Source organism: Oxalicibacterium sp. (assembly GCF_057353965.1).
Map to the genome: position 1 here is coordinate 1 of NZ_JBMQZD010000004.1, position 24829 is coordinate 24829.

The 24829-nt window shown below is 59.7% G+C and carries 23 protein-coding genes; 11 read left to right on the forward strand and 12 right to left on the reverse strand.

Annotation, left to right across the window (positions count from 1 at the left end; genetic code table 11):
- The 6 genes from ACO1VH_RS06470 to cysM form a co-directional block, all read left to right on the forward strand.
- Positions 1–1213, forward strand: a 1213-nt coding sequence (locus ACO1VH_RS06470; protein ID WP_486243634.1) for a 30S ribosomal protein S1, incomplete at its 5' end; no start/stop codon positions are given.
- Positions 1214–1224: 11 nt separating this feature from the next.
- Positions 1225–1530 carry an integration host factor subunit beta gene (locus tag ACO1VH_RS06475; protein WP_188420262.1) on the forward strand — a complete coding sequence of 102 codons (306 nt, stop codon included), beginning with the start codon at positions 1225–1227 and terminating at the stop codon, positions 1528–1530.
- A 101-nt stretch (positions 1531–1631) separates the two neighbouring features.
- The gene (locus ACO1VH_RS06480) at positions 1632–1946 is read left to right on the forward strand and encodes a LapA family protein (RefSeq protein ID WP_486243637.1); all 315 of its coding nucleotides are present in this window, start codon (positions 1632–1634) and stop codon (positions 1944–1946) included.
- 38 nt (positions 1947–1984) lie between these two features.
- Positions 1985–3160: a lipopolysaccharide assembly protein LapB gene (gene lapB, locus ACO1VH_RS06485; RefSeq protein WP_486243639.1), complete on the forward strand. Its 1176-nt coding sequence runs from the start codon at positions 1985–1987 to the stop codon at positions 3158–3160.
- Between the two features lie 170 nt (positions 3161–3330).
- Complete coding sequence (locus ACO1VH_RS06490) at positions 3331–3681, forward strand: ComEA family DNA-binding protein (protein WP_486243641.1); 351 nt, start codon at positions 3331–3333, stop codon at positions 3679–3681.
- Between the two features lie 142 nt (positions 3682–3823).
- A complete protein-coding gene (gene cysM, locus ACO1VH_RS06495; protein ID WP_486243643.1) occupies positions 3824–4726 on the forward strand; it encodes a cysteine synthase CysM in 903 nt (300 codons plus the stop codon).
- Positions 4727–4758: 32 nt separating this feature from the next.
- On the opposite strand, the gene ACO1VH_RS06500 is transcribed toward cysM, so the two are convergent.
- Both ACO1VH_RS06500 and ACO1VH_RS06505 read right to left on the reverse strand, forming a co-directional pair.
- On the reverse strand, positions 4759–5112 hold the full coding sequence (locus ACO1VH_RS06500; RefSeq protein ID WP_486243645.1) for a hypothetical protein: 354 nt from the start codon (positions 5110–5112) through the stop codon (positions 4759–4761).
- A 378-nt stretch (positions 5113–5490) separates the two neighbouring features.
- A complete protein-coding gene (locus ACO1VH_RS06505) occupies positions 5491–6057 on the reverse strand; it encodes a DUF1415 domain-containing protein (protein WP_486243647.1) in 567 nt (188 codons plus the stop codon).
- A gap of 148 nt (positions 6058–6205) precedes the next feature.
- Between ACO1VH_RS06505 and ACO1VH_RS06510 the strand changes: the two genes are divergently transcribed.
- Positions 6206–6760, forward strand: coding sequence for a YaeQ family protein (locus tag ACO1VH_RS06510; protein WP_486243649.1), 555 nt, complete (start codon positions 6206–6208; stop codon positions 6758–6760).
- A 49-nt stretch (positions 6761–6809) separates the two neighbouring features.
- Here ACO1VH_RS06510 and mltB read toward each other — a convergent pair whose 3' ends face one another.
- From mltB to ACO1VH_RS06535, 5 genes are all read right to left on the reverse strand, one after another.
- Complete coding sequence (gene mltB / locus ACO1VH_RS06515; protein ID WP_486243651.1) at positions 6810–7919, reverse strand: lytic murein transglycosylase B; 1110 nt, start codon at positions 7917–7919, stop codon at positions 6810–6812.
- On the reverse strand, positions 7916–9991 hold the full coding sequence (locus ACO1VH_RS06520) for a transglutaminase TgpA family protein (protein ID WP_486243653.1): 2076 nt from the start codon (positions 9989–9991) through the stop codon (positions 7916–7918). The genes mltB and ACO1VH_RS06520 overlap by 4 nt, the downstream gene beginning before the upstream one ends.
- Entirely contained in the window at positions 9988–10995 is a 1008-nt protein-coding gene (locus ACO1VH_RS06525) for a DUF58 domain-containing protein (RefSeq protein ID WP_486243655.1), read from the reverse strand. Before ACO1VH_RS06525 ends, ACO1VH_RS06520 begins: the two co-directional genes overlap by 4 nt.
- 25 nt (positions 10996–11020) lie before the next feature.
- Positions 11021–11941 carry an AAA family ATPase gene (locus tag ACO1VH_RS06530; protein WP_486243658.1) on the reverse strand — a complete coding sequence of 307 codons (921 nt, stop codon included), beginning with the start codon at positions 11939–11941 and terminating at the stop codon, positions 11021–11023.
- A gap of 196 nt (positions 11942–12137) precedes the next feature.
- Positions 12138–13157, reverse strand: coding sequence for a transporter (locus tag ACO1VH_RS06535; RefSeq protein ID WP_486243660.1), 1020 nt, complete (start codon positions 13155–13157; stop codon positions 12138–12140).
- A 244-nt stretch (positions 13158–13401) separates the two neighbouring features.
- Between ACO1VH_RS06535 and ylqF the strand changes: the two genes are divergently transcribed.
- Positions 13402–14313 carry a ribosome biogenesis GTPase YlqF gene (ylqF, locus tag ACO1VH_RS06540; RefSeq protein WP_486243661.1) on the forward strand — a complete coding sequence of 304 codons (912 nt, stop codon included), beginning with the start codon at positions 13402–13404 and terminating at the stop codon, positions 14311–14313.
- 33 nt (positions 14314–14346) lie between these two features.
- Here the strand turns inward: ylqF and ACO1VH_RS06545 are convergent, their stop codons facing one another.
- The 5 genes from ACO1VH_RS06545 to ACO1VH_RS06565 form a co-directional block, all read right to left on the reverse strand.
- Positions 14347–15867 carry a BCCT family transporter gene (locus ACO1VH_RS06545; RefSeq protein WP_486243664.1) on the reverse strand — a complete coding sequence of 507 codons (1521 nt, stop codon included), beginning with the start codon at positions 15865–15867 and terminating at the stop codon, positions 14347–14349.
- 90 nt (positions 15868–15957) lie between these two features.
- Complete coding sequence (locus ACO1VH_RS06550) at positions 15958–16884, reverse strand: porin (protein ID WP_486243666.1); 927 nt, start codon at positions 16882–16884, stop codon at positions 15958–15960.
- Between the two features lie 246 nt (positions 16885–17130).
- Positions 17131–18771, reverse strand: coding sequence for a chaperonin GroEL (gene groL, locus ACO1VH_RS06555; protein ID WP_486243668.1), 1641 nt, complete (start codon positions 18769–18771; stop codon positions 17131–17133).
- Between the two features lie 74 nt (positions 18772–18845).
- Positions 18846–19136, reverse strand: a complete 291-nt coding sequence (gene groES, locus ACO1VH_RS06560) for a co-chaperone GroES (RefSeq protein ID WP_325510838.1) — start codon at positions 19134–19136, stop codon at positions 18846–18848.
- A gap of 306 nt (positions 19137–19442) precedes the next feature.
- Positions 19443–20312, reverse strand: coding sequence for a hypothetical protein (locus ACO1VH_RS06565; RefSeq protein ID WP_486244222.1), 870 nt, complete (start codon positions 20310–20312; stop codon positions 19443–19445).
- 575 nt (positions 20313–20887) lie between these two features.
- Between ACO1VH_RS06565 and ACO1VH_RS06570 the strand changes: the two genes are divergently transcribed.
- The 3 genes from ACO1VH_RS06570 to ACO1VH_RS06580 all read left to right on the forward strand — a co-directional run bounded on the left by ACO1VH_RS06570 (position 20888) and on the right by ACO1VH_RS06580 (position 24805).
- Complete coding sequence (locus ACO1VH_RS06570; RefSeq protein ID WP_486243670.1) at positions 20888–21322, forward strand: DUF2231 domain-containing protein; 435 nt, start codon at positions 20888–20890, stop codon at positions 21320–21322.
- Positions 21319–22611 (forward strand): PQQ-dependent sugar dehydrogenase, encoded by a 1293-nt coding sequence (locus ACO1VH_RS06575; RefSeq protein ID WP_486243672.1) that lies wholly within the window; start codon positions 21319–21321, stop codon positions 22609–22611. The genes ACO1VH_RS06570 and ACO1VH_RS06575 overlap by 4 nt, the downstream gene beginning before the upstream one ends.
- A 121-nt stretch (positions 22612–22732) precedes the next feature.
- Positions 22733–24805 carry a TonB-dependent receptor family protein gene (locus ACO1VH_RS06580; RefSeq protein ID WP_486244223.1) on the forward strand — a complete coding sequence of 691 codons (2073 nt, stop codon included), beginning with the start codon at positions 22733–22735 and terminating at the stop codon, positions 24803–24805.
- Positions 24806–24829 lie beyond the last annotated feature (24 nt).

The window sequence follows — 24829 nt, forward strand, 5'->3', positions numbered from 1 at the left end:
CCTCAAGATGGACAAGAGGCGCGGCAACATCGTCGTCTCGCGCCGCACCGTGCTGGAGGAGACCCGGGCCGAGCAGCGCTCCGAGCTGGTCCAGAGCCTCGAGGAAGGCCAGATCATCGACGGCGTCGTCAAGAACATCACCGACTACGGTGCGTTCGTCGACCTCGGCGGCATCGATGGCCTGCTGCACATCACCGATCTGGCATGGCGTCGTGTGCGTCATCCGTCGGAAGTGCTCACCGTCGGCCAGGAAATCACCGCCAAGGTCCTCAAGTACGATCAAGAGAAGAACCGCGTCTCGCTGGGCGTCAAGCAACTGGGCGACGATCCGTGGACCGGTCTGTCGCGTCGCTACCCGCAAGGCACCCGCCTGTTCGGCAAAGTCACCAACCTGACCGACTACGGTGCATTCGTCGAAGTCGAGCAAGGTATCGAAGGTCTGGTGCACGTTTCCGAAATGGACTGGACCAACAAGAACGTTGCTCCGAACAAGGTCGTTCAACTGGGCGACGAAGTCGAAGTCATGGTTCTGGAAATCGACGAAGAGCGTCGTCGTATCTCCCTCGGCATGAAGCAGTGCAAGCCGAACCCATGGGACGATTTTGCCGTTACCCACAAGAAGGGCGACAAGGTCAAGGGCGCGATCAAATCGATCACCGACTTCGGCGTGTTCATCGGCCTGCCGGGCAACATCGACGGTCTGGTTCACCTGTCCGACCTGTCCTGGACCGAAGCCGGCGAAGAAGCCGTGCGCAAGTTCAAGAAGGGCGACGAGCTGGAAGCAGTCGTGCTGGCAATCGACGTGGAACGCGAGCGCGTTTCGCTGGGCGTCAAGCAACTGGAAGGCGACCCGTTCAACAACTACGCTGCACTGAACGACAAGGGCGCGCTGGTTACCGGTACGGTCAAGTCGGTCGAGCCGAAAGGTGCCGTGATCCAGTTGTCCGATGAAGTCGAAGGCTATCTGCGCGCTTCCGAAATCTCCCGCGATCGCGTGGAAGATGCCGGTACGCACCTGAAAGTCGGCGATTCCGTCGAAGCCATGGTCATCAACGTCGATCGCAAATCGCGCAGCATCCAGCTGTCGATCAAGGCGAAAGACAACGTTGAAACGCAGGAAGCGATGCAGAAGATGTCGGCTGACGCCAACGCTGCTTCCGGCACGACCAGCCTGGGCGCGCTGCTCAAGGCCAAGCTCGACAACAAGAACTAAGTTCATCGTCAATGACCAAGTCGGAGCTGATTGCCCGTCTGGCCGAGCGTTATCCGCAGCTGGTTGCAAAGGATGCGGATTTCGCTGTCAAGACCATCCTCGATGCGATGTCCGACGCGCTGGCGAACGGACAGCGCATCGAGATCCGTGGTTTCGGCAGCTTTGCGCTCAACAGCCGTCCGCCACGTATCGGTCGCAATCCGAAGTCGGGCGACAAGGTGATGGTTCCGGAAAAACGGGTGCCACACTTCAAGCCCGGCAAGCAGTTGCGCGAGCGCGTGGATGCGATGGTGGGGCAGCCGATCATCGATGACTGAGTTGTTTGCAATGAATAATGGAACGGCATCTTCGGATGCCGTTTTTTTTCACGTACAATTCTGACGTTCCACTCCCATCTACGATAAAGGGAATCCCTGCCATGAAAATCCTGTTCAGAATATTCGCCGTGATTCTTTTTATCGTGTTCTTCGGTTTCGCCCTGAAGAACACGCAGGAAGTCGCCCTACAGTTCTTCATGGGATACGAAATGCGCGGTCCGCTGGTATTGCTGCTGCTCGGTTTCTTCGTCGTTGGCGCGGTACTAGGCGTACTGGGCATGGCGCCGACGCTGATCCGCTATCGCCGTGAGGCGGCAAGGCACAGGAAGACCATCGCCACGATGGAAAAGAATGCACAGGAACAGGCGCTGGCGCGATCGCAGCCGCCGCAGCCGGAAACGATGGCGCATCTGTGATGCGCTTGGATAGTTGATTCTCACCGATACGATATTTCATGGAATTTGAAACCTGGTGGCTGCTGGCGATTCCGGCCTTTTTCACGCTGGGATGGCTGGCCGCACGCGTGGATATCAAACAACTGGTCTCCGAATCGCGCAGCCTGCCGCGCGGCTATTTTCGGGGGCTGAACTTCCTGTTGAACGAACAGCCGGACAAGGCGATCGATGCCTTCATCGAAATCGTCAAGCTGGATCCGGAAACGGTCGAACTGCATTTCGCGCTGGGCAACTTGTTTCGCCGTCGCGGAGAAACCGAACGTGCGATCCGTGTTCATCAGAACCTGCTGTCGCGCCCGGACCTGCCGCAGGACCAGAAGGTGCATGCGCAGTACGAACTGGGCCAGGATTATCTGAATGCGGGCCTGCTGGACCGTGCGGAAGAAACGTTCAATCAACTGGTCGAAACGCAGTATGGCGCACAGGCGCGCCGCGCATTGCTGGAAATCTACCAGCGCGAAAAGGAATGGATGCGCGCCATCGAGGCAGCGCAGGCGCTGCAGGAATCCGGTGCCGGCGGCCGACAAACCGAGATTGCGCAGTTCTATTGCGAGCTGGCGCAGGATGAGCTGGTACATACGCATCCTGATGCCGCCATCGCCCTGCTGGACAAGGCTCTGGCTGCAGATCGTACCAGCGTGCGCGCAACCATCCTGATGGGCGACGCTTTTCTGGCGAAAGGCGATACAGAGGCAGCGCTGATGGCATGGCGCCGCGTCGAGCACCAAAGCGTGCCGCACGTCGCGTTGGTGGCGCAGCGCCTGATGGACGGTTATCGTGCAGTGGGGCGTCCGCAGGAAGGGTTGAAGCTGTTGCGTTTCTATCTGGGCGAAGCATCGTCGATCGATCTGATCGAAGTCGTGTTCAAGGCTGTGCTGGAGCTCGAAGGCGTGGATGCGGCGAATCAATTGGTCAGCGATGAATTGCGCCGCACGCCGACGCTGCTCGGCCTCGACAAGTTGCTGGAGGCGCGCCTGATGGATGCGCCGCCGGAAATGCGTTCTGAGCTGTCGATGGTCAAGAATCTGGTGCACGGTTATACGCAAAAGCTGGCGCGCTATCAATGCAGCCATTGCGGTTTCAAGGCGCGCCAATACTATTGGCAATGCCCCGGCTGCAGCAAATGGGAAACCTATCCGCCCCGCAGGACGGAAGAACTGAATGTGATGAACTGATCTGATCCGCCGTTTCCGGCGGATTTTCTTTCCCTTTCTCCTTGAAATTCCCCGTTTTTATGGGATGTCGATCGGCAAGGTTTGTTGATATCTTGCTCACGATTTCTTTTGTATTGTTGTCAAGGAATCGAGATGCTCATCACTATCAATCCCAAGGGAAGGAGAACATCATGTTGAAGAAATGGTTGCTGGCAATTGCCTCGGTACTGGTAATGGGTACAGCCTTTGCAGAAGTGGATGTGAACAAGGCGGACCAGGCCGCGTTGGACAGTGTGCGCGGCATCGGCCCGACGATGTCGAAAGCGATTGTGGATGAACGCAAGAAGGGCAACTTCAAGGATTGGAACGACCTGCAGGCACGCGTCAAGGGAATCGGCGACAAGAGCTCCGATAAATTCTCGCAGGCCGGCTTGACCGTCAATGGCGCTTCCAAACCGGGAGCCAAGGCGATGAACAAGCACCCGGTGAAGGAGCCCGCGATCGCATCGGCTCAGGCTAAGACGGGCAATGCAAAGAAATAAGCAAATGAAATAAGCAGACTATCCATCGTCTTTACGCCCCGGTATGCCGGGGCGTTTTCGTTTGAAACGCATTTGGGGTGAAAACACGCCGCCAGGCATCGTCGATTAAAATGGCACTTTTCAGGAAGCGGATTTCAATTTCATGCAATACATGACGATCGAAGACACCATCGGCAACACGCCGCTGGTGCAACTCAAGCGGTTGAACGGCGAAGAGACGGCGCGCCGCAACAATGTCATTCTCGGCAAACTGGAAGGCAACAATCCGGCCGGTTCGGTCAAGGACAGGCCGGCGTTGTCGATGATCAAGCATGCGGAAGCGCGCAACGACATCAAGCCGGGCGACACGCTGATCGAGGCGACCAGCGGCAATACCGGTATTGCGCTGGCGATGGTGGCGGCGATGCGTGGTTACAAGATGGTCCTGCTGATGCCGGAAAACCTGAGCGAGGAACGGCGCCAGAGCATGGCGGCCTATGGTGCGAAGATCGTGTTGACGCCAAAGACCGGCGGCATGGAATATGCCCGCGATCTGGCTGAACAAATGCAGAAGAATGGCGAGGGCATCATCCTTGACCAGTTCGGCAATCCCGACAATCCGCTGGCGCACTACGAAAGCACGGGCCCGGAACTATGGCAGCAGACGGAAGGCCGCATCACTCACTTCGTCAGTGCGATGGGAACGACCGGCACCATCATGGGCGTGTCGCGCTACCTGAAGGAAAAAAATCCGGATGTTCGCGTCATCGGTGCGCAGCCGGAAGAAGGTTCGCAGATTCCCGGCATTCGCAAATGGCCGGAAGCCTACCTGCCGAAAATCTATGATGCGGCACGCGTCGACCAGCTCGAATATGTAAGCCAAGCTGCGGCGGAGCAGATGGCCCGCCGGCTGGCAATCGAAGAAGGAATTTTCTGCGGAATTTCCGCAGCGGGAGCATGCGAGGTTGCCTTGCGCATCTCGCAAACGGTCGAGAACGCGACCATCGTCTTCATCGTATGCGATCGTGGCGATCGCTATCTATCTACCGGTGTATTCCCGGCCTGATAGTTTTCCCGATGAACTGAAAAACAGCCGGATTATTCCGGCTGTTCCACCGCAGTATTCATTGCCGGTGCGGCATCCTTGTCCTTCGGTTTGAACTGCTTGTCGCTGATACGGAATTTATCGCGACGATCACCCATCAGGATGCGCAGATCGCGGATGCTCAGATCGCTGACTTCGTGCATGCGAATCAGCAGCGAGGCGCCGACCGGCAGACGGCGGTGGCGGATCTTGCTGATGACGGGCGGTGCAACTTCCAGTGCACGCGACAGAGCTGCATCATTTTTCAGATGCAGTTTTTCGATCAGCGAATCCAGCAGGTGGTTGGGATCGTAGTTGACCTGATCGGCCAGTCGGTTGCTCGTGGTTTGAGTGTCCATAGTAGTCATAATTTCTTCGATGTCAAAAAATCAAACAAGGATCGGGACGAATCTTGCCGTGCGAATCATCATGGCGATCATTGGCTACTGATTGGAGTCTTGTCACATTGGTAAAGTTGCAAATGGTGATGTTTTTTCGATAAAGAAAAAGTTGTCGCCATGCAACCAATGTAGCAAAGAGTCCCAGGAAAGCAATTAAAGCCCCGAATGCTTTGGGTCAACGGTTCGAGCCTGCCATTTTGGCCGGAGTTCCCATTATGCAAACGTTTTTACCAAATAAAGTTGCAAATAATTCATCTTTATCGGGAATTTGCCGACAGACAATGTCTGTTGGACATCCCCATTATATGGGATGTTTTGAATTAGCGTAAAAAACAGGCAACAGAATTATTGCCTGCGGGTATGGAGCTGCAACGCTTCCCAACCTTGCTGTCCAAGCCGGCGCAAGGTCTCCATATTTTTCTCGAAGATGCTCTCGGCATCCGGATAGGCTTCCACCGCACGATCGATGCTCGATTCGCGTAGCAGATGCAGGATGGGGTAAGGCGAACGGTTCGTGTAGTTTTCGATATCGTCCGGCAGGGTGCCGGCGAACTGATAATCCGGATGAAAACTGGCGATCTGGATTTCACCCCGCAAGCCGCATGCGTCGACCAGCGCATCGGCGGCATCCAGAAAATCGTTGTAGTCGAGGAAATCTTTCAGCATGCCGGACAGGATCAGCAACGTCGTATCGACTTGCTGCGGATCGCTTTCTTGCAGATGGAGCAGCTCGCTGCGCAGTTCGGCCAGCAAGGCGTCGGTATCGGTGGCGGTGCTGACGACGTAGCGGATCTGCTCCTTCACGTACACGGCCTTGGCGAAAGGGCAGAGATTGAGTCCGATGACGGCTTTCTCGATCCACTCTTGGGTGGCGGCGATAACGGTTTCGGCGGAAGTTTTCGGAATAGGCATGAGGCTTGGAGAGACAGTTTCAGGCGGCCATTTTAATCCCCCGGCGTGTCGAAGCTAGGAAGATGAACGTGTTTGCGCGATAGTGGCTGCCCACGCGATTACGCCGTTCCCTTACAATCCCGCCTTCGCTGACAGAATAAATGCACGCATGGCACTCAAATCCACCATCTTCAAAGCCGATCTGCAGATTGCCGACATGGATCGCGCTTATTACGGCACGCATGCCTTGACGATTGCCCGTCATCCGTCCGAGACGGATGAGCGGATGATGGTGCGAATACTGGCGTTTTCCTTGCATGCCGATCCGGCGCTGTCATTCGGCAAGGGCTTGAGCGCCGATGACGAACCGGATTTGTGGCAGAAGGATCTGACCGGCGCAATCGATCTATGGATGGAGGTCGGTCAGCCGGACGAGCGGCGCATCCTGAAAGCCTGCGGCCGTGCCGAACGTGTTGTTGTCTATAGCTACAGCAGCGCTAGTGCAATCTGGTGGAATCAGGTCGTGGGAAAGCTGGAGCGTGCGAAGAATCTCGACGTCTTCAACTTGCCTGCCGAGTCTTGCCAGGCACTGGCCGGACTGGCGAAACGCGGCATGCAACTGCAATGCACGATCCAGGATGGCGAAGTCTGGATCAGCAGCGATGAAGGCAGCGTGCAAATCCAGCCGGTGGCGTGGAAGACGGCGGGCGACGTCAAACGTTAATCACACGTTGACCAAACGTTGACGATTTGCCGGCATTCCTGCCGGCGGATTACTGCGCTCGCGCAGCGCGTACGGCGCGACTCAGATCGACCACCGACATGGCGTAGAAAAAGCTGCGATTGTACTGCGTAATGGCAAAGAAGTTGTTCGCGCCCAGCCAGTAGTCGGTCGGTCCGTCGCCATTTTGCAGATCGACCAGGCCATACGGCATGTTCGCCGGCGGCTCCGAAGTCGGTATCACGCCGGCTGACTTCAATTCTTCCAGACTGAATTTCGCTTCCAATCCCTGATTGAGGAAGCGCTGCCAGTCGTTGCGTGTGGGATCGACGACGGCCGGAAACACGATCGGTTCACCGGGCCGCCATCCGTGTTCGACGAGGAAGTGTGCCACGCTGCCTACCGCATCGACCGGCGAGTTGCGTAGATCGATATGGCCGTTGCCGTCGAAATCGACTGCGTACTTGCGAATGCTGCCAGGCATGAATTGCGGCCAGCCGATGGCGCCTGCGTAGGAGCCCAGCAGCGAGAACGGATCGATGCGCTCATCGCGCGCAAACAGCAACGTGTTTTCCAGTTCGCGACGGAAGTAGGCCATGCGTGCGTTGCGATTCGGCGTATCCGGATAGGCGAAGGCGAGCGTGGCGATGGCATCCATCACGCGGAAGTTGCCGGTGTTGCGGCCGTAGATGGTTTCGACGCCGAGAATGGCGACGATGATTTCGGCCGGTACGCCGTATTGCGCTTCTGCTCGCGCCAGTGCGTCCGCGTAGGTATTCCAGAAGGCGACGCCGGCATCGATGCGCACCGGTTCGACGAAGCGGCTGCGATAGGCGGTCCAGTTCTTCGGCTTGCCTGGCGGCGCCGGCATCATCAATTGGACGGCGCGATCGACATACTGCGTCTGTTCCAGCGTAGCCTGTAATTCCGCGCGGTCGAAACCGTTGCGCGCGACCATGTCGTCAATGAATGCATCGATGTCGCTGCGCTGAATGACATCGGTAAATGCTTCGCCCTGAACGGGTTTGACGGCTTTCTTCGTCTTGGCTTGCGGTGCGGCCTTGCGGCCGGATTCGCTGGCGGTGGCGCAGCCCGCCAGTACGAGAATGGAAGAGAGGGCCAGCAGCGAAACGGTTTTTCTTCTGGAGAGGGAAAATTTCATCGAATCTGGTTCAGCAGGGTTTTGAGTTGCGACAGCGCATCCTTTGGCGACGGATGGCCGTAGCGCGTTTGTTCATACAGCGACAGAAAGCGTTGCAGCGCTTTTTGCGTTGCCGGTGCCAATGTCCGATCCGCCAGCAAGCGCCTGCCGTAGGTGCGTGGCCCTTCATGCGGACTGCGCGGAAAACCGCGTCTTTCCATCCGCTTGCACAATGACGCATACAGCGCTTCAACCGGATCGCTGTTGCGGCGTCCGGCAAGCAGCGGCACGGCAACGATCAACATCACGATTGCGCTGATCACACACATCATCAGCACCATCGTTTGCCAACCGATGTTACCGAAGCCGAGTGAGCGCAGCAAATTCTTTTGTCTTTCCGGTGTGTAATTCAGCACCCACTGGTTCCAGCTGTTATCCAGTGCATCCCAGCGGAAACGCAACGCGGCGATCCACGAATCGCGTCCGGTATCCAGATTGATCAATCCGCCGAGCATCGGTTCCGTCGTCGGCGCGATGCTGACGCTGCGTTCGATGCGAGCCGGCGAGACCGCTGCAGTCGGATCGACGCGTACCCAGCCGCGTTGCGGAAGCCAGACTTCGGCCCACGCATGCGCATCGGATTGCCGCACGGTCATGAATCCGTCGACCGGATTGATTTCACCGCCCTGATAACCGGTGACGACGCGTGCCGGAATGCCCGACGCGCGCATCACGACCACGAACGCGCCGGCATAGTGTTCGCAGAAGCCGGCGCGCGTAACGAACAGGAATTCGTCGATGCCGTTGCGGCCCAGCAGCGGCGGTTCCAGCGTGTAGCGGAAGCCGTACTTGTCGTCGCGGAAGAGGGCGAGCACTGCGGCAATGCGTTCGGCATCGTCCGGAATGGAACGACGCAAACTGGCGGCGAACTGCAGCGTGCGCGGGTTATAGCCGGGCGGCAGCGCCAGCGATGGCTGCAGGTCGGTCTTGGCGAGTTCGGGCTGCAGCGTATAGCGTAGCGTGGAGACGACGTCGTAACGGACACGCGTGTCGATCGGATGGCGTGCCAGCAGTTGCATGTCCGACGTCAGCCGTACCGGGTTGTCCGGCAGTTGCGGCGCGGCTTGCGGCATGTCGAGCGCGAACAGCCATGGGCGTGAACCCGGTTCCTGCGTGATGCGGTAGCGCAGCGGATCGCCTTGCACGGTCAGCGCATCGGCCGCGTGCCCATCGTCGTAACGCATCGGACGATGCGTCCGGTAGTGCGTCCATGTTTTTCCGTCGAAGCGGTCGAGCACGATACCGCGCCAATACAGCGCCGCGTTCGGCGGTACCGCATCGACGAACTGCGCGCGAAAGGCGATTTCCCGCGACATTGTCAGCTTGGCGATATTGCCGGGTGCCATCTGGTCGGAAAGGCCGGTGCGGCCGGCATTGGCATCGCTCGGCAAGCCCCATAGCGGCCCCTGGATGCGCGGGAACAGCAGGAACAGCACGACGGTCAGCGGTACGGCCAATGCGACGATGGCTGCGCCGGAACGAAAGCGGCGCGCCAGCGGTGGCACGGCGCCGGTGTACTGGAACGACAGCTGCGCGGTGAGCATCGTGACGACCGCGACGATCATCAGCGCGGCGGTCGCGATGTTTTGCGTGTAGAGAAAATTGGCGAGGATCAGGAAGAAGCCGAGAAACACGACGACGAACAGATCGCGCTTCGCATGCATTTCCAGCAGCTTGAAGATCAGCAGCAGCGTCAGCATCGCCACGCCCGCATCCTGTCCGAGCAGCGTTCTGTAATTCAGGTAGATGCCGCCCATCGCCAATGCGGCCAGCGGCAGCAGCAGCCAGCGCGACGGCAGGCGGTTGCCGCGAAAGGTGATCCAGCTTCGCCAGAACAGCAGGATACTGCCAACGCCCGTTACCCACAGCGGCAGATGCGCGGCGTGCGGCGCCAGCACCAGCAGACAGGCCAGCAACAGCAGCAGCGTGTCGGACTTGTCGCGCGATATGTGCGTGTGCGATGACGGGCGCGATGGCATGTGCGATGGCGTACGCGTATCGCGGTCGGTGAAAAACCGGCGCAGCGTCTTCATCTGCCTGCTCCGTGCATATCGTCGTCGGTAGGCAGTCCATACAACGCAAGCGCTTGCAGACACGCCGCCTGATGCGCCGGGCCGATGGCCGGCGGGAAGTACAGATTGTCGAGCCGGAATGCATACGGCAGTCCACGCGCCTCGGCCATCAGCACCCAGCGCGTCATGCGCGACAGGCGCAACTCCACATCCATCGTGCGCGGCAGGCGGGCGAAGTCGAGCGACAGCTCGCTGCTGGCGCCGCCTTCGAACTGCTTGGCGATCAGCGCGTTGCCTTCGGTGCGCGCGATCTGCCGCCATGCCAGCAGGCGCGGCGAATCGCCGGTCTGATAGGCGCGGATGCCGGCGAAATCGTCATGGCCGACAGCACCGCGGCCGTCTTCTCTTTCGCCCTGCAGCAGCGGCAGCGGCGGCGCGTCGTCTTCCGGATGCGGATGGACCAGCGCGCGCAAGTCCGGACGCCAGTAACTCCAGGAGCGCATCAATCCGAGCGGGAAGCGCGTCTGCAGCCGGATGCGCGGTATCGGCATCCAGCCGCGTTCGTGCGCGGTGGCGCTCAGCGTGACACTGGCGGACGATTGCGCGGCGATGTCGCTTGCATGTTCGATCGTGTTGTCCGTATCGACGAAGCCGAGCAGGATCGCGTAGCGATCGTGTTTGCGGCGATTGTGCAGATGCAGTTCGAACTGCGCTTCCTCGCCGGCGAAGACAGGCGTGGTGCGGCCGGGCGATAGATGCAGTTGTGCGAGGTTGCGATGCGTCAGGTGCATGTCGATGACGGCGCAGCCGGCGAGCAGGAAGGTCAGCGCGAATCCCAGACCCAGACTGTAGTTGACCGATGCGATGAACAGCACGATCAGCATCACACCGAATGTCAGTCCGGCGCGCGTCGGCAGGATGAAGACGCGACGCTGGTTCAGCACCACTTCACCCGGCTCGGCGTCGCGCAGCTTCAGCAGCCGGCGTGCGAGCCGCTGGCGGAATCGTCGAAAGAAAGTGGCCACGGAAGTTTCGGCGAATGGCGACGGATCAGACCGGAACCGACTTCATCAGCTGCAGCACCAGATCGCGGCTGTTCAGCGCGCTACCGGCTGCCGATTTCAGCGAACGCAGACGATGTGCGGCGACCGGTACCAGCACGGCCTGCACGTCTTCCGGTATTACATGATTGCGGCCTTCCATCGCGGCCCACGCACGCGCCGCCTGCAGCAGTGCCAGCGTGGCGCGCGGACTCAGGCCTTCGACGAACATGCCGTTCTGGCGCGACGCATGCGCCAGCGCCTGCACGTAGTCGATCAGCGACGGCGCGACGTGGAGCGTCTTCAGCGCGGCGCGCGCGGCCAGCAGGTCGGACGGCTGCATTGCTGCCCTCATTGCTTTCAGCAGTACGCGGCGATCCTCGCCCATCAGCAGCGCGCGTTCGGCGGCTGCGTCCGGATAGCCGAGCGACAGGCACATCAGGAAGCGGTCCATCTGCGATTCCGGCAGCGGAAAGGTGCCGATCTGGTGCGCCGGATTCTGCGTGGCGATGACGAAGAAGGGTTCAGGAAGATCGCGCGTGACACCGTCGGACGTAACCTGATGCTCTTCCATCGCTTCCAGCAGCGCCGACTGTGTCTTCGGCGTGGCGCGGTTGATCTCGTCGGCCAGCAGCACCTGCGTGAAGATCGCGCCGGGGTGAAACACGAAGCCGTTCTTTTCGCGGTCGAAGATCGAGATGCCGACCACGTCGGCCGGCAACAGGTCGCTGGTGAATTGCTGGCGATTGAAGCGCAGGCCGAGCGAGATCGCCAGCGCGTGCGCCAGCGTGGTCTTGCCGACGCCCGGCACGTCCTCGATCAGCAGATGGCCGCCGGCCAGCAGGCAGACCAGCGATTGCCGGATTTGCAGATCCTTGCCGACGACGATGGTGGCGACTTGTCGGGCGACTTCGTGCAGTTTTGCGAACATGCGATCTTCCATGGCGATGCGTGCCATCGGCGCGCAATATTGAAAAGAACAGCGTGAAGGAACAGGCGAATCGGAAACAGAAGCGAAGCAGGCGTGAATCAAGCGTGAAACAAGCGTGAAGCAGACAGATTCTATGCGAGAACGTCGCGTCGCGGGAACGCGTGAATATGGGAGCGGAAGAGAGAGAAAAGGCGATTCAGTCCTGCTTCTGCTTGCGCAGCACGATCCAGAATGCAATGACGGTGAAGGCGGCGACGATGCCGACGACAATCCAGAAGCCATGCGCATGCTCGGCCAGCGGCACGCCGCCGACGTTCATGCCGAGCAGGCCGGCGATGATGTTGATCGGCAGCGCCAGTACGGTGACGATGGTCAGCACGTACAGGCTGCGGTTGTTCTCCTCGTTGACCTGTGCGGCGATTTCTTCCTGCAGCAGCTTGATGCGCTCCTGCAGCGAACTCATGTCGTTCAACACGACGGAGAATTCCTCGGTCGATTGCCGCAGTTCCTGCAGGTCTTCTTCCGCCATCCATGCCGGCGGCCGCTGCAGCAGGCGAAACAGCGCAGCCGGCTCCGGTGCCAGCAGGCGCTGCAGGCGCACCAGCACGCGGCGCAGCGCTCCCAGATCGGCGCGCCTCTCGGTCAGGCGGCCGGCCAGCAGATTGTCTTCGACGCGATCGACGCGTGCCACCGCATTGCGCACGATGTTGACCAGCACGTCGGCCTGGTCGTGGAACAAATGGATCAGCAGTTCGACCGAAGAACGCACGGCGTCGCCCGTTGCTACGGCATGACGCAGCCGATCGATCGATTTCAGCGGCGTGCGGCGCGCGCTGAAGACGACGCGGCGCGACACGTTCAGCCATAGCGTCGCGGTGTCTGCCGAATCCAGCGAAAAGTTGTGCAGCACGTCATTGACGACGGCGACCAGCGTGTCGTTCGCCAGTTCGATGCGAGAGGAGCGCGAACCGTCGTGCAGCGCTTCGACGAATTCCTCGGTCACGCCACCGTATTCGGTCATCCATTTTTCGCTGGCGGTATTGCTCAGGTTGAAATGCAGCCAGAGAAATTTGTCATCTGTGGATGAGGCCTGTGCCAGCCATTCCAACGCTTCCTGCGAACCGATCTGGATCGCGTGCGTGCCGCGTCCAAACAGGAAGCCCCAGATCAGACCGGACGGGTCCGAACCGTAGTTGCCGAATGCAGCGGTGGACATGAGCAAATGGGAAGAAGCGATGCGGGGCGGTGGTGATGCCGAAGCGGCAATACGCTGCGGCGGGAATCTGGTCGGGGCCCTTTATGCGCCGGACCCCGTCGGCGCTGGCAGCCGCCATTCTGCGTAGCGGATGTGACCTCCGTGTGACAGGGCTGCAGAATCGGCGGGAGAGGCAGCCAAGCGGGTAGAATAGCGGCTCGCTTCGCTAGAGAATTCGCAGAGAAATCCGCAGAAAGAGTCACGCATGTCCATCCAATGGTTCCCCGGTCACATGAACGCCGCCCGCAAGAAGGCGGCGGAAGCCATGGAAAAGACCGATCTGGTGATCGAGGTGCTGGATGCACGCGTGCCGCAGGCCAGCCGCAATCCGATGATCGAGGAGTTGCGCACCTTCCGCCAGCGTCCCTGCCTGAAGATCCTGAACAAGGCCGATCTGGCCGATCCGGCGGCGACGAAGCTGTGGATCGATTTCTACAATGCGCAGAAGGACGTGCGTGCGGTCGCGCTCAGCTGCAAGAAGCCGGCCGACGTGGCCAAGGTGCCGGGTCTGGCGATGAAGATCGCGCCGCATCGCGGCACGGCGCTGAAGCCGCTGCGCATCATGATCATGGGCATTCCGAACGTCGGCAAATCGACGCTGATGAACGCGCTGCTGAAGAAGCGCGTGGCGCAGGTCGGCGACGAGCCGGCGGTGACGAAGACGCAGCAGCGTCTTTACCTTGGCAACAACATCGTGCTGACCGATACGCCCGGCATGATGTGGCCGAAGATCGAGCATCCGACCGACGGCCTGATGCTGGCGGCCAGCCATGCGATCGGCAGCAATGCGTTGATCGAGGAAGAGGTCGCGACCTTCCTGGCCGACATCCTGCTGCAGCGCTATCCGCAATTGCTGACGGCACGCTACGCACTCAAGACAGACGGCATGGACGGCGTGGCCGTTGTCGAAGGCGTGGCGCAGAAGCGCGCCTTCCGCATCAAGGGCGGCGACTTCGATCTGGAAAAGGCCGCGCACACCTTCCTGCAGGATTACCGCAGCGGCGCGCTCGGCCGCATCAGCCTGGAAACGCCGGAAAGCCGCGCCGCGCTATTGGCAAGCTATCAGCCGCCGGAATCGCTGAGCGACGTGCAGGCCGACGAAGAGGAAAGCGACTAGATTTCCTCCGCGTTCCGTTATCCCCGCGTTCCTTTATTTCGACGACGTCATTTCGCGCATCTTGCGCCGCAGTTCGCGCTCGCGGCGCTGTTCCTCGTTCCAGTCGTGCCGGATGGCCGACCACAGCGCGATCACCATCAGCACGATGACGACGGTAAACGGCAGGGCAAACACAATGGTGGCAGTCTGCACCGCCTGCAGGCCGCCTGCCAGAAGCAGGCTGACGGCGATGCCGGCTACAAGCAGGCCCCATATCGTCTTGACGCGTGCCGACGGATCGGGATCGCCGCCCGAACTCATGATGCCGAGCACGAGCGTCGCGGAGTCGCCGGAGGTCACGAAAAATACCAGCACCAGGACCGTGGCGACGATCGACATCAGCAAACCCAGCGGCATCGCATTAAACATCGCGAACAATGCTGTCGACACATCGCTGGTGACGGCTTCGCTGATAGGAACGCCTTGCCAGATTTCCATGTGCAGCGCCGCACCGCCAAATACGGAGAACCACAGGAAAGCGGCAAGCGTTGGCGCCAGCACGGTGCCGAGAATGAATTCGCGTATCGTGCGGCCGCGTGATACGCGTGCGATGAACAGGCCGACGAACGGCGACCAGGAAATCCACCAAGCCCAGTAGAACAGCGTCCAGCCGCCTACCCACTGCGTTTCGCGAAAAGGTGTCATGCGCAGGCTCATGCGGATGAATTCGCTCAGGTAGGAGCCCAGCGTGTTGGTCAACGTATCGATGATGGTGATGGTGGGGCCGAGAAGGAATACGGTCAGCGCCAGCAGGGCAGCCAGGATTATGTTGAAATTGGAAAGCAGACGGATACCCTTGTCCACGCCGCTGACTGCCGACGCGATGAACAATGCCGTCGTCACTGCGATGATGCAGACTTGCGCGGTCGTGCCGATCGGTACGCCGAAGACGGTATGCAAGCCGCTGTTGATCTGCAGCGCGCCCATGCCGAGCGAGGCGGCGACGCCGAAGGCGGTGGCGATCACGGCCAGCACGTTGAACAGGCCGGACATCCGCTGGATCGGCCGCCATGGCAGGGTACGCGTGGATTCGCTGATCAATGCGGCACTGCCGCGCCGGTATTGGAAAAAGGCGATCGCCAAGGCGACCACGCCATAGATGGCCCACGGATGCAGGCCCCAGTGGAAGAAGCTGTAGCGCATCGCGGCATTGGCTGCTTCCGGCGTGCTGGGGATGATGCCGGGCGGCGCAATCAGATAATGCGAAACGGGTTCGGCCACACCCCAGAACACTAGGCCGATGCCCATGCCGGCAGAAAACAGCATGGCAAACCATGAGTGCAGCGAAAACTCGGGATCGTCGTCCTCGCCGCCAAGCTTCAGGTTGCCGTATCGGCTGCAGGCAAGGAATAGCGCGAAAACGACCAGCGCCAGCACCAGCCACAGATACAGCCATCCGAAATTCTTGGTCGTGATTGCCAGCGCCGAATCGAAAAACCTGCCGAGCGACGATGGCGAGAGGATGCCCCACAGGACGACGATGAGTATGGATCCAGCGGAAAAAAGCAGTTGCATGGATGTTCCTTTCTTTTTGTGTGGACATGCCGCGACGACAACGGTGTACCTCTCCAGAATAATCAGCGCGAACCGATCAGAACAAATCGATCAGAAAGAATAGGTCATGCCGATGGCCATCCCTTTGTATTGTTCCGTCCGGTCATCCCGATACAGATCGACATAGGTCGTGACGGTGCGCGAGAACGCGTAGACATAGCCGGCACTGATCTTGTGATCGCCGTTGAGCCGATTATGCCCATAGCCGGCGCGAACCGTATGCCGGTCGACGGTATAGGTGGCTGCCAGCACACAGGTATCTTCCGGTTCGCTTCCGCGCAGGCGGTTGCGTGCACAGGAACCCATGATGTCGGCGGGGCCGATGCGATAGCGCGCGCCCAGCAGCCGAATGTCGTCGCGATGCGCGTTTCTCTCGTAGGAGAAGACTGCACGCAGCGGGCCGCCAGTGTAACTGATCGCGCCGCCGACGGGGCGGCTGTCGGCCGCGGCATCCGTTTCCAGCTTCACGGCAGTCTGTACATGCATGCCGAAAAAATCCGGCGTGCTGTAGAACAGCGCATCGCTGAAGCGGGAAAAGTCCGCGTATCCCAATTCCGCGTCATGGATGCCGTCGCTGGTATAGCGGCCGGTCTGATAGGAGGCCAGTGAGGCGTTGAAGCCGCTGTTCATCCACGGTTCGTATTCCCACACGTTCTGCCACAAGGGCGTCATGGCCCGTCCCAGGCGCAGCCGGCCGAAGCGGCTGCCCTTGAGTCCGACCGTGGTCTCGCCTTGCCAATAGGTTTTCGGACGCTCCTGTTCGCCGGTATCGAGGTTGAAGCGGGTTTCGAGAACGAAGGTGGCTGCCAATCCTGCGGACAGCGTTTCTTCTCCCTTGATTCCCAGCCAGTTGTTGAAGCCGCGATCGAGGCGTGTTGCCGATCCGCTTTCCTTGGCAATCCCCAGGTCGAAATAGCCGTAGGGAACGACGTTGGTCTGTGCGGCGAGCGGGGCGGAAACGGCAGCAACGATCAACAAGGCAAAGACCCGTCGGTATGCCGAGAACGTGCGCCATGTTCGTCTGCCTGTAGAGAAATGAAGGGGGATTATTTCCGGCAAGCACTTTCCTCCCATGCAGTAAGAAAGAAACCTGCTACAACAGCGACATCATGGGAGACAGGGAAACATGATTTGCAACAAAAAACAAGCCCGCAAGTTTTACCTTGCGGGCTTGTCTTGTGCAGAAGGCGAAAAGCCGGAGGCCGGTTTTCGCTGGTGCGGCAATTACATCATGCCGCCCATACCGCCCATGCCACCCATACCGCCCATGTCAGGCATCGCCGGTTTTTCTTCGACGATCTCGGCGACCATGCAATCCGTGGTCAGCAGCAGGCCGGCGATCGATGCGGCGTTCTGCAGTGCCGAACGCGTGACCTTGGCCGGATCCAGCACGCCCATTTCGACCATGTCGCCATAGGTGCCGTTGGACGCGTTGTAGCCGAAGTTGCCTTTGCCTTCCAGAACCTTGCCGACGACGACCGATGCTTCTTCACCGGCGTTCTGCACAATCATGCGCAACGGCTCTTCCATCGCGCGCAGCACGATCTTGATGCCGGCGTCCTGATCGGAGTTGTCGCCTTGCAGCTTCAGGTTGGCGCGTGCGCGCAGCAGGGCCACGCCGCCGCCCGGCACGATGCCTTCTTCGACGGCTGCGCGGGTTGCGTGCAGCGCGTCTTCGACGCGGGCTTTCTTCTCTTTCATTTCGACTTCGGTTGCTGCACCGACCTTGATCACGGCAACGCCGCCTGCCAGCTTGGCAACACGTTCCTGCAGTTTTTCACGGTCGTAGTCCGAGGTCGCTTCTTCGATCTGCGTGCGGATCTGCTTGACGCGCGCTTCGATTGCAACAGCCTGGCCGTTGCCGTCGATGATCGTGGTGTTTTCCTTGCCGATTTCGACGCGCTTGGCTTGGCCCAGCTCTTCCAGCGTGATTTTTTCCAGCGTCAGGCCGACTTCTTCCGCAACCACTTGACCGCCGGTCAGGATCGCGATGTCTTCCAGCATGGCCTTGCGGCGATCGCCGAAGCCAGGCGCCTTCACTGCGCAGGTTTTCAGGATGCCGCGGATGTTGTTGACCACCAGGGTCGCCAGCGCTTCGCCTTCGATGTCTTCAGCGATGATCAGCAGCGGACGGCCAGCCTTGGCAACTTGTTCCAGTACCGGCAGCAGGTCGCGGATGTTCGAGATCTTCTTGTCGAACAGCAGGATGAACGGGTTTTCCAGAATCGCGGTCTGCTTTTCTGCGTTATTGATGAAGTACGGCGACAGGTAGCCGCGGTCGAATTGCATACCTTCGACGATATCCAGCTCGTCGTTCAGCGATTTGCCGTCTTCAACAGTGATGACGCCTTCCTTGCCGACTTTTTCCATCGCTTCAGCGATGCGTTCGCCGATCGATGCGTCGCTGTTGGCCGAGATCGAACCGACTTGCGCGATTTCCTTGGTGGTCGTGCATGGCTTGGCGATGGTAGCCAGCTGTTCGACGGTGGCTGCAACAGCCTTGTCGATGCCGCGCTTCAGGTCCATCGGGTTCATGCCGGCGGCAACGTATTTCATGCCTTCGCGGACGATCGCTTGTGCCAGAACCGTTGCGGTCGTGGTGCCGTCGCCGGCGTTGTCGCTGGTGCGCGAAGCAACTTCCTTGACGAGCTGCGCGCCCATGTTCTGCAGTTTGTCTTTCAGTTCGATTTCCTTCGCAACCGAGACGCCGTCCTTGGTGACGGTCGGTGCGCCGAACGAGCGTTCGAGGACGACGTTGCGGCCTTTCGGGCCCAGGGTGACTTTGACGGCGTTCGCCAGAACGTTGACGCCTTCGACCATCTTGGCACGGGCTGCGTCGCCGAATACCACTTCTTTAGCTGCCATGTTTTTACTCCTGATTGTTCGTTAGTAATTCGCGTTAGTGATTTGCATCACCGGGGAAGCAATTCGCCTGGCGATTACTTCTGGACGATTGCCATGATGTCTTCTTCGCGCATCACGAGGACTTCGTTGCCGTCGACCTTGACGGTCTGACCGGCATATTTGCCGAACAGGACGCGATCGCCGACTTTCACGTCGAGCGGACGGACCTTGCCGTCTTCCAGGATCTTGCCGTTGCCGACTGCCAGCACTTCGCCCTGGTCCGGTTTTTCCGCTGCTGCTTCAGGGATGATGAGGCCGGACGCAGTTTTGGTTTCCTGGTCGAGGCGCTTGACGATGACGCGATCGTGCAAGGGACGAAGGTTCATACAAACTCCTTAATTATCAGTAGGTTAGGATGATTTTTTGCGGCTGGGCCGCTGCCGTGCGGATGTGTTCACTGCTGACCTGCCGCACTGAAAGTGGGTTCGGGTGCAGAGGGTGTTAGCACTCTACCCCGGCGAGTGCTAAGTATATGGACGGTTGTCTTTTAATTCAAGGGACTGACAAAAGAACATTCAGGCCTGTTTTCAAGCCTGTTATTTGCCATCGGGCTCCATGTCGATATCTTTTGCAAATTTGGAAAGCGTTCGGCTTTGCCCGGCAGGTAATTTTCAGGTATGCCTTCGCGAGATTCAGGGAGTGAAACTGCCGCTCCACCAACCGCTCATCAAACGCTCCGGCTTGACCCTGGCCCGCACCTGCGCACTTGCCTCCCATGCATCAAACTGGACAACCAAGCCGGCGTAAATGCCGTAGCCTTCTCCAGCCCTGATCTCCTCCACTGCAAACAAACTTTCACCAGCCTTGATCATGCCGTTGGCGACGATGGCTTCCTGGGCTTTGATTCCCCAATTTGCTTCCAGATGTCCTTCGCAGACAATCGTTCCACCACATTCGATGCCGTTGCCGGCCGAGATGCAGTTCAAGCCTGTGATCGATCCGCCGGTCCGGATATTTTTGCCACAATGAATTGCGCCATTGCTCGTCAGGTCTCGTCTAACAAATACATTACCGCCTACAGAGAATTTTCCCCCGCAGAATAAATCCCCCTCGACGCGCACGTCACCTCCGCAGCGAAGATCTTCCTGAACATCGAGTCCTCCCGCTTTGATATCGCCACCGGCTTCTATGGATGTTCCGCTACGGATGCCGCCAGACGCACGAATATTTTCTCCTGCCACAATTACATGACCCGCACGAATCCCGCCGCCAGCGTGAATAGCACGTCCTGCCCTTACAACAGATGCGACTTCGATGTTGCCCTGGATTTCCAGTGTTCCCGCAAACACGATTGATTCAGCCTCAATCGCATCTGCTTTCAGTACTGCATCGGTGGGACCGAACTGGGTGAGAAGCCATTGCGCATCGTCGATCCTTCCCGCGTCGACAAGCGCATCCAGCAGAGGCTGATAATCACAGCCTTTTTGGTAGTTCTTGAGAAACCAGCGAAATCCATCCGCACAAGGCCGCTTGTGTTTCACAAAATTCTTTGTCACTTCCATCGCAGTCTCCGCAGAGAGTGTGATGCGCATCTGGTTTGGCGCTTCGATAACGCGGCACAGGGAGGTTCTATATCCAGACGTAACAGACGCACGAAGCGGGACCCGGCGAGATCATTCTCGCCATAGCAATTGAGAAACATTCGATTCATCCTAAAGCGCAGCCAATGCTAGAAATGAGCTGGCTACTATCGCGCTTGGCTTAAGCCCGACGATAGATGAGTTGCGCTAAAGGGAGAGGGAGTATCGTCGGGCTTAAGAATCTGCTGTGAGCAAAAGGGCGTAATCGATGCCCTGAAACCTGAGCGCGTGCAAAAACGGGGCAATTACTGCGGACCGTTTTGATGCGAATGCGCTGAAGCCGTAGACGTGGGAAACCATGTGGCGGGAGTATAGGCGATTCGCGGTGGGGCGGCAAACGGCCCCATTTTCGAGATGCGGACATTCCTGCCAGTGACGCAGACGGGCACACTTGTCAGCGCCGTCTGACCTAATGACGCGGCTTAGTCTGACAAGATCGGACTTCGGATGCTAATAGACTTTGTGTCAATTGCCAATGTGACCACAAGGAGCATGCAATGCCATTGTCCGCCTCGTCCAGCCTTACCTATTATTCCCCTCCCGGTCCTCTGCACGCGATTCTGGTCGCCGGTTCCGTTTCGCTGTTTCTGGGCGCGCTGCTGAGCGATTTCGCTTATTACAAGTCGTACGAGATCCAGTGGAGCAACTTCGCTTCCTGGCTGATTGCCGGCGCCTTGCTTTTCTGCGGACTGGCGCTGCTGTTTGCGCTGGTCAATCTCGCCACGGCGGACAGAAAGGCGGGGCAACCCGTCTGGTATGTGCTGTTGCTGGCAGTGACCTGGGGGCTCGGACTGATCAATGCCTTCCAGCATGCGAAGGATGCATGGGCGGTCATGCCGCTCGGTCTTGTGCTGTCGGTCATCGTCACGCTGTTGAGCTGCGTGTCGGCCTGGATCGGATTGCGTGGCCCGCTCGTGGGAGGTGTGCGATGAAACGATTTAGCATGGTGACCTGCATGAGCGTCGCGCTGCTTTTGAGCGCATGCGGCGGCAAGGGAGATGAGACGCAGGCACGCGGGCCGGATCCCAAATTGCCCGAGCCGCAACGCGGCCTGTTACCCAACATGAAGATCGCCGAACCCGCTGCGTGGGGCGATCGCAAACCGACGGTGCCGGACGGTTACACCATTACGGCCATCGCCACCGATCTGAAGATTCCGCGCCAGACGCTGGTTCTGCCCAATGGCGACATCATCGTGGCGGAAGGCCGTGGCGGCAATGCTGCGAAGCTGAAGCCCAAGGATGTGATCGCCGGTTATATCAAGGCGCAGGGCAATACCAAGGTCAAGGGCGGCAACCGCCTGACGTTGCTGCGGGATGCAGATGGCGACGGTACGTACGAGATGAAGACGGTCTTCGCCGAAAACCTCAACGCGCCTTACGGCCTGGCGTTTGACGGCAACAAACTCTATGTCGCGAATCAGGACGAGCTCGTCAGTTTCGATTACAAGGAAGGCCAGACCAAGGCCAGCGGTCCGCCAGTGTCGATCACGCAGCTTCCTTCGGAAGTGAACCATCACTGGACGAAATCGATGACGCTCAGCCCCGACGGCCGTTTTCTCTATGTCGGCATCGGCTCGAACAGCAACATCACCGAGCGCGGCATGGAAGTCGAACTCGACCGGGCACAGGTGTGGCAGATCGACGTGAAGACCGGCGCCCACAGGGTTTATGCGACCGGGCTGCGCAATCCGACCGCGCTGGCGATGCAGCCGGAAACAGGACAGCTATGGGTAGTCGTCAACGAGCGTGACGAACTGGGCCCTGACCTGGTGCCGGATTACCTGACCTCGGTGCGCGAAGGCGCATTTTACGGTTGGCCGTACAGCTACTGGGGACAGAACGTCGATCCCCGCGTCAAGCCGCAGAAGCCCGAAAAAGTCGCCGCCGCCGTCAAGCCGGATTACAGCCTGGGTTCGCACGTCGCTGCGCTCGGTCTGGACTTTTCCAAGCCGGCGATGGGAGAAAAATTCGCGAACGGTGCATTCGTCGGCGAGCACGGCAGCTGGAATCGCCCCAATCCCGTCGGCTACAAGGTCATCTTCGTCCCGTTCAGCAACGGCCGTCCTGCCGGCGAGCCCATCGACTTTGCGACGGGCTTCCGCGGCGACGATGGGAAAACCCGTGGACGTCCGGTCGGCGTGACGGTCGATACGCGCGGAGCGGTGATCATCGCGGACGATCTTGCAAACACCGTGTGGAGAGTCACCCGCAATCGTTGATCCCGGGCCGGAGGGGCTTTTGTCGACTCAATCGATGTGCGGTCGTTGCCGCGCGGTGAAAAACAATCGTGCCGAACATTCCGTCTCTGGGTTCAAGCCATTCTGTCCGCTCACACTGCTGATGCCGGTTGCGCTGCTTGCGTTGACGGCATCGCTGTCCGCCGCGCATGCGCAGCAGCCGGAGTCGCCGTCGACACTGCCGGAGATCGTCGTCAGCGCGAGCCGCTCCGAACAGGATCGATTCGATGCGCCTGCGGCAATCGATGTCGTGCAGGTCGACGATTTCCGCGCGCAATCGCCGCTGGTCAACATGTCGGAACTGCTGGGGCCGGTGCCTGGCGTGCAGGTGCGCGAACGGCAGAATTATGCGCAGGACCTGCAGATTTCGGTACGCGGTTTTGGCACGCGTTCCACCTTCGGCGTTCGCGGTGTGCGGATACTGGTGGACGGCATTCCGGCGACGATGCCGGACGGGCAGGGGCAGGCATCGACCGCCAGCCTGTCGTCCGCCAGTCGCATCGAAGTATTGCGGGGACCGATGGCGCAGTTGTACGGTAATTCCGCGGGTGGCGTGGTGCAGGTCTTTACCAGAGAGCCGCCGATGAAGCCGGAAGCATCGTTGTCGCTGGGCGCGGGGTCCGACGATCAACGTTTGTTCGGCGTTTCCGCCGGCGGCGGCAATGAAACGGTGAGCGGCATCATCGATGCCAGCCAGTATTCGACCGACGGCTATCGCGATCACAGCGCTGCACGGCGCACCACCATCAACGCCAAGCTCGTGGCGCGGCCATCCAGCGACACCAAGATCACCGCCATTCTCAACAGTTTCGATCAGCCTCTGTCGCAAGACCCGCTGGGTTTGACGCGTGCGGATTTCGAGAGCAACCCGCGTCAGGTGTCGCCGCGCGCCGTCGCGTTCGATACCCGCAAGACGATCACGCAGCAGCAGATCGGTATCCTGCTCGAACAGCGGCTGAGCGCCAGCGATACGCTGAATGCCCGCGTGTATGGCGGCACGCGCAAGGTGTTCCAGTCGCTGGCCTTTCCCGGTGATGAGGATGTTCAGGCCGGCGGCATCATCGATCTGGATCGCGGCTACGGTGGTATCGGCCTGAGCTGGACGCACGAGACCAGGGCAAACGGCTTGCCTTTGAACTGGACGCTGGGCCTGGAAGCCGATTCGCTGAGCGAGCGCCGCCAGGGCTTCGTCAACGATGGCGGCACGCCGGGCGCGTTGCGGCGCAATGAAAACGATCACGCGAAAAATACCGATGTGTTCGGGCAGGTCGACTGGACCTTCGCGCCGCAATGGCGCGCCATCGCCGGCGTGCGCATGAGCCGCGTCAGGCTGTCGGTCGACGACGATTACATCGTGCCGAATCCCGATCCGACGCTGAACAATCCCGACGACAGCGGCAGCGTCGAATACAAACAGACCAGCCCGGTCCTCGGACTGGTATGGAGCGCCAGCGACAACGTCAATATTTACGCCAACGTCGGCGAAGGATTCGAAACGCCGACGCTGGCGGAATCCGCCTACCGCGCCGACGGCAGCGGCCCCAATCTCGGCTTGCGCGCATCGACCAGCGTGCAGGCCGAGATCGGCGCCAAGATCAGGAGCGGCCGTCACCTGATGGACTTCGCCGTTTTCGGTTCGCGTAGCGACGATGAAATCGTGCAGCAGGAATCCCTATACGGACGGGCGATTTTCCAGAACGTCGACGATGTGGAGCGGCGCGGTATCGAAGCGTCATTGCGCAGCGACTGGAACAGCCAGCTGTCGAGCAGCGTCGCCTATACATGGCTGGATGCGCGATTCGGCAAGTCGTTCAGCAGCGCCAACGGGACGGTCGATTCCGGCAATCGCCTGCCGGGTGCGCCTGAACACAGTCTGTATGCCGAACTGCAATACCGCTGGCAAAACACCGTGACGACTGCAGTAGAGATGCGCGCCGACTCCAAGGTCTATGTCAACGACATCAATAGCGATGCCGCAGGCGGCTATGCGGTATTCAATCTGAGGGCAGGGTACGAGTTCGGTGCCGGTCCGGCGAAGGTGATGCTGTTCGGCCGCATCGACAATGTGTTCGACCGCGCCTATGCGGGATCGGTCATCGTCAACGACGGCAACCAGCGGTTCTTCGAACCTGCGCCGGGACGGCGGCTGTACGTCGGGCTGCGGACGCAGTTCTGATCTGCGCCCGCGTATCGGGGTGGC

Coding starts and splice junctions, on each gene's coding strand:
- ylqF (WP_486243661.1), top strand. CDS start 13,402: ATGTCCATCCAATGGTTCCCCGGTCACATGAACGCCGCCCGCAAGAAG.
- ACO1VH_RS06530 (WP_486243658.1), bottom strand. CDS start 11,941: ATGTTCGCAAAACTGCACGAAGTCGCCCGACAAGTCGCCACCATCGTC.
- ACO1VH_RS06545 (WP_486243664.1), bottom strand. CDS start 15,867: ATGCAACTGCTTTTTTCCGCTGGATCCATACTCATCGTCGTCCTGTGG.
- groL (WP_486243668.1), bottom strand. CDS start 18,771: ATGGCAGCTAAAGAAGTGGTATTCGGCGACGCAGCCCGTGCCAAGATG.
- lapB (WP_486243639.1), top strand. CDS start 1,985: ATGGAATTTGAAACCTGGTGGCTGCTGGCGATTCCGGCCTTTTTCACG.
- ACO1VH_RS06580 (WP_486244223.1), top strand. CDS start 22,733: ATGCCGGTTGCGCTGCTTGCGTTGACGGCATCGCTGTCCGCCGCGCAT.
- cysM (WP_486243643.1), top strand. CDS start 3,824: ATGCAATACATGACGATCGAAGACACCATCGGCAACACGCCGCTGGTG.
- mltB (WP_486243651.1), bottom strand. CDS start 7,919: ATGAAATTTTCCCTCTCCAGAAGAAAAACCGTTTCGCTGCTGGCCCTC.
- ACO1VH_RS06575 (WP_486243672.1), top strand. CDS start 21,319: ATGAAACGATTTAGCATGGTGACCTGCATGAGCGTCGCGCTGCTTTTG.
- ACO1VH_RS06490 (WP_486243641.1), top strand. CDS start 3,331: ATGTTGAAGAAATGGTTGCTGGCAATTGCCTCGGTACTGGTAATGGGT.
- ACO1VH_RS06570 (WP_486243670.1), top strand. CDS start 20,888: ATGCCATTGTCCGCCTCGTCCAGCCTTACCTATTATTCCCCTCCCGGT.
- ACO1VH_RS06565 (WP_486244222.1), bottom strand. CDS start 20,312: ATGGAAGTGACAAAGAATTTTGTGAAACACAAGCGGCCTTGTGCGGAT.
- ACO1VH_RS06475 (WP_188420262.1), top strand. CDS start 1,225: ATGACCAAGTCGGAGCTGATTGCCCGTCTGGCCGAGCGTTATCCGCAG.
- groES (WP_325510838.1), bottom strand. CDS start 19,136: ATGAACCTTCGTCCCTTGCACGATCGCGTCATCGTCAAGCGCCTCGAC.
- ACO1VH_RS06480 (WP_486243637.1), top strand. CDS start 1,632: ATGAAAATCCTGTTCAGAATATTCGCCGTGATTCTTTTTATCGTGTTC.
- ACO1VH_RS06510 (WP_486243649.1), top strand. CDS start 6,206: ATGGCACTCAAATCCACCATCTTCAAAGCCGATCTGCAGATTGCCGAC.
- ACO1VH_RS06520 (WP_486243653.1), bottom strand. CDS start 9,991: ATGAAGACGCTGCGCCGGTTTTTCACCGACCGCGATACGCGTACGCCA.
- ACO1VH_RS06505 (WP_486243647.1), bottom strand. CDS start 6,057: ATGCCTATTCCGAAAACTTCCGCCGAAACCGTTATCGCCGCCACCCAA.
- ACO1VH_RS06535 (WP_486243660.1), bottom strand. CDS start 13,157: ATGTCCACCGCTGCATTCGGCAACTACGGTTCGGACCCGTCCGGTCTG.
- ACO1VH_RS06500 (WP_486243645.1), bottom strand. CDS start 5,112: ATGACTACTATGGACACTCAAACCACGAGCAACCGACTGGCCGATCAG.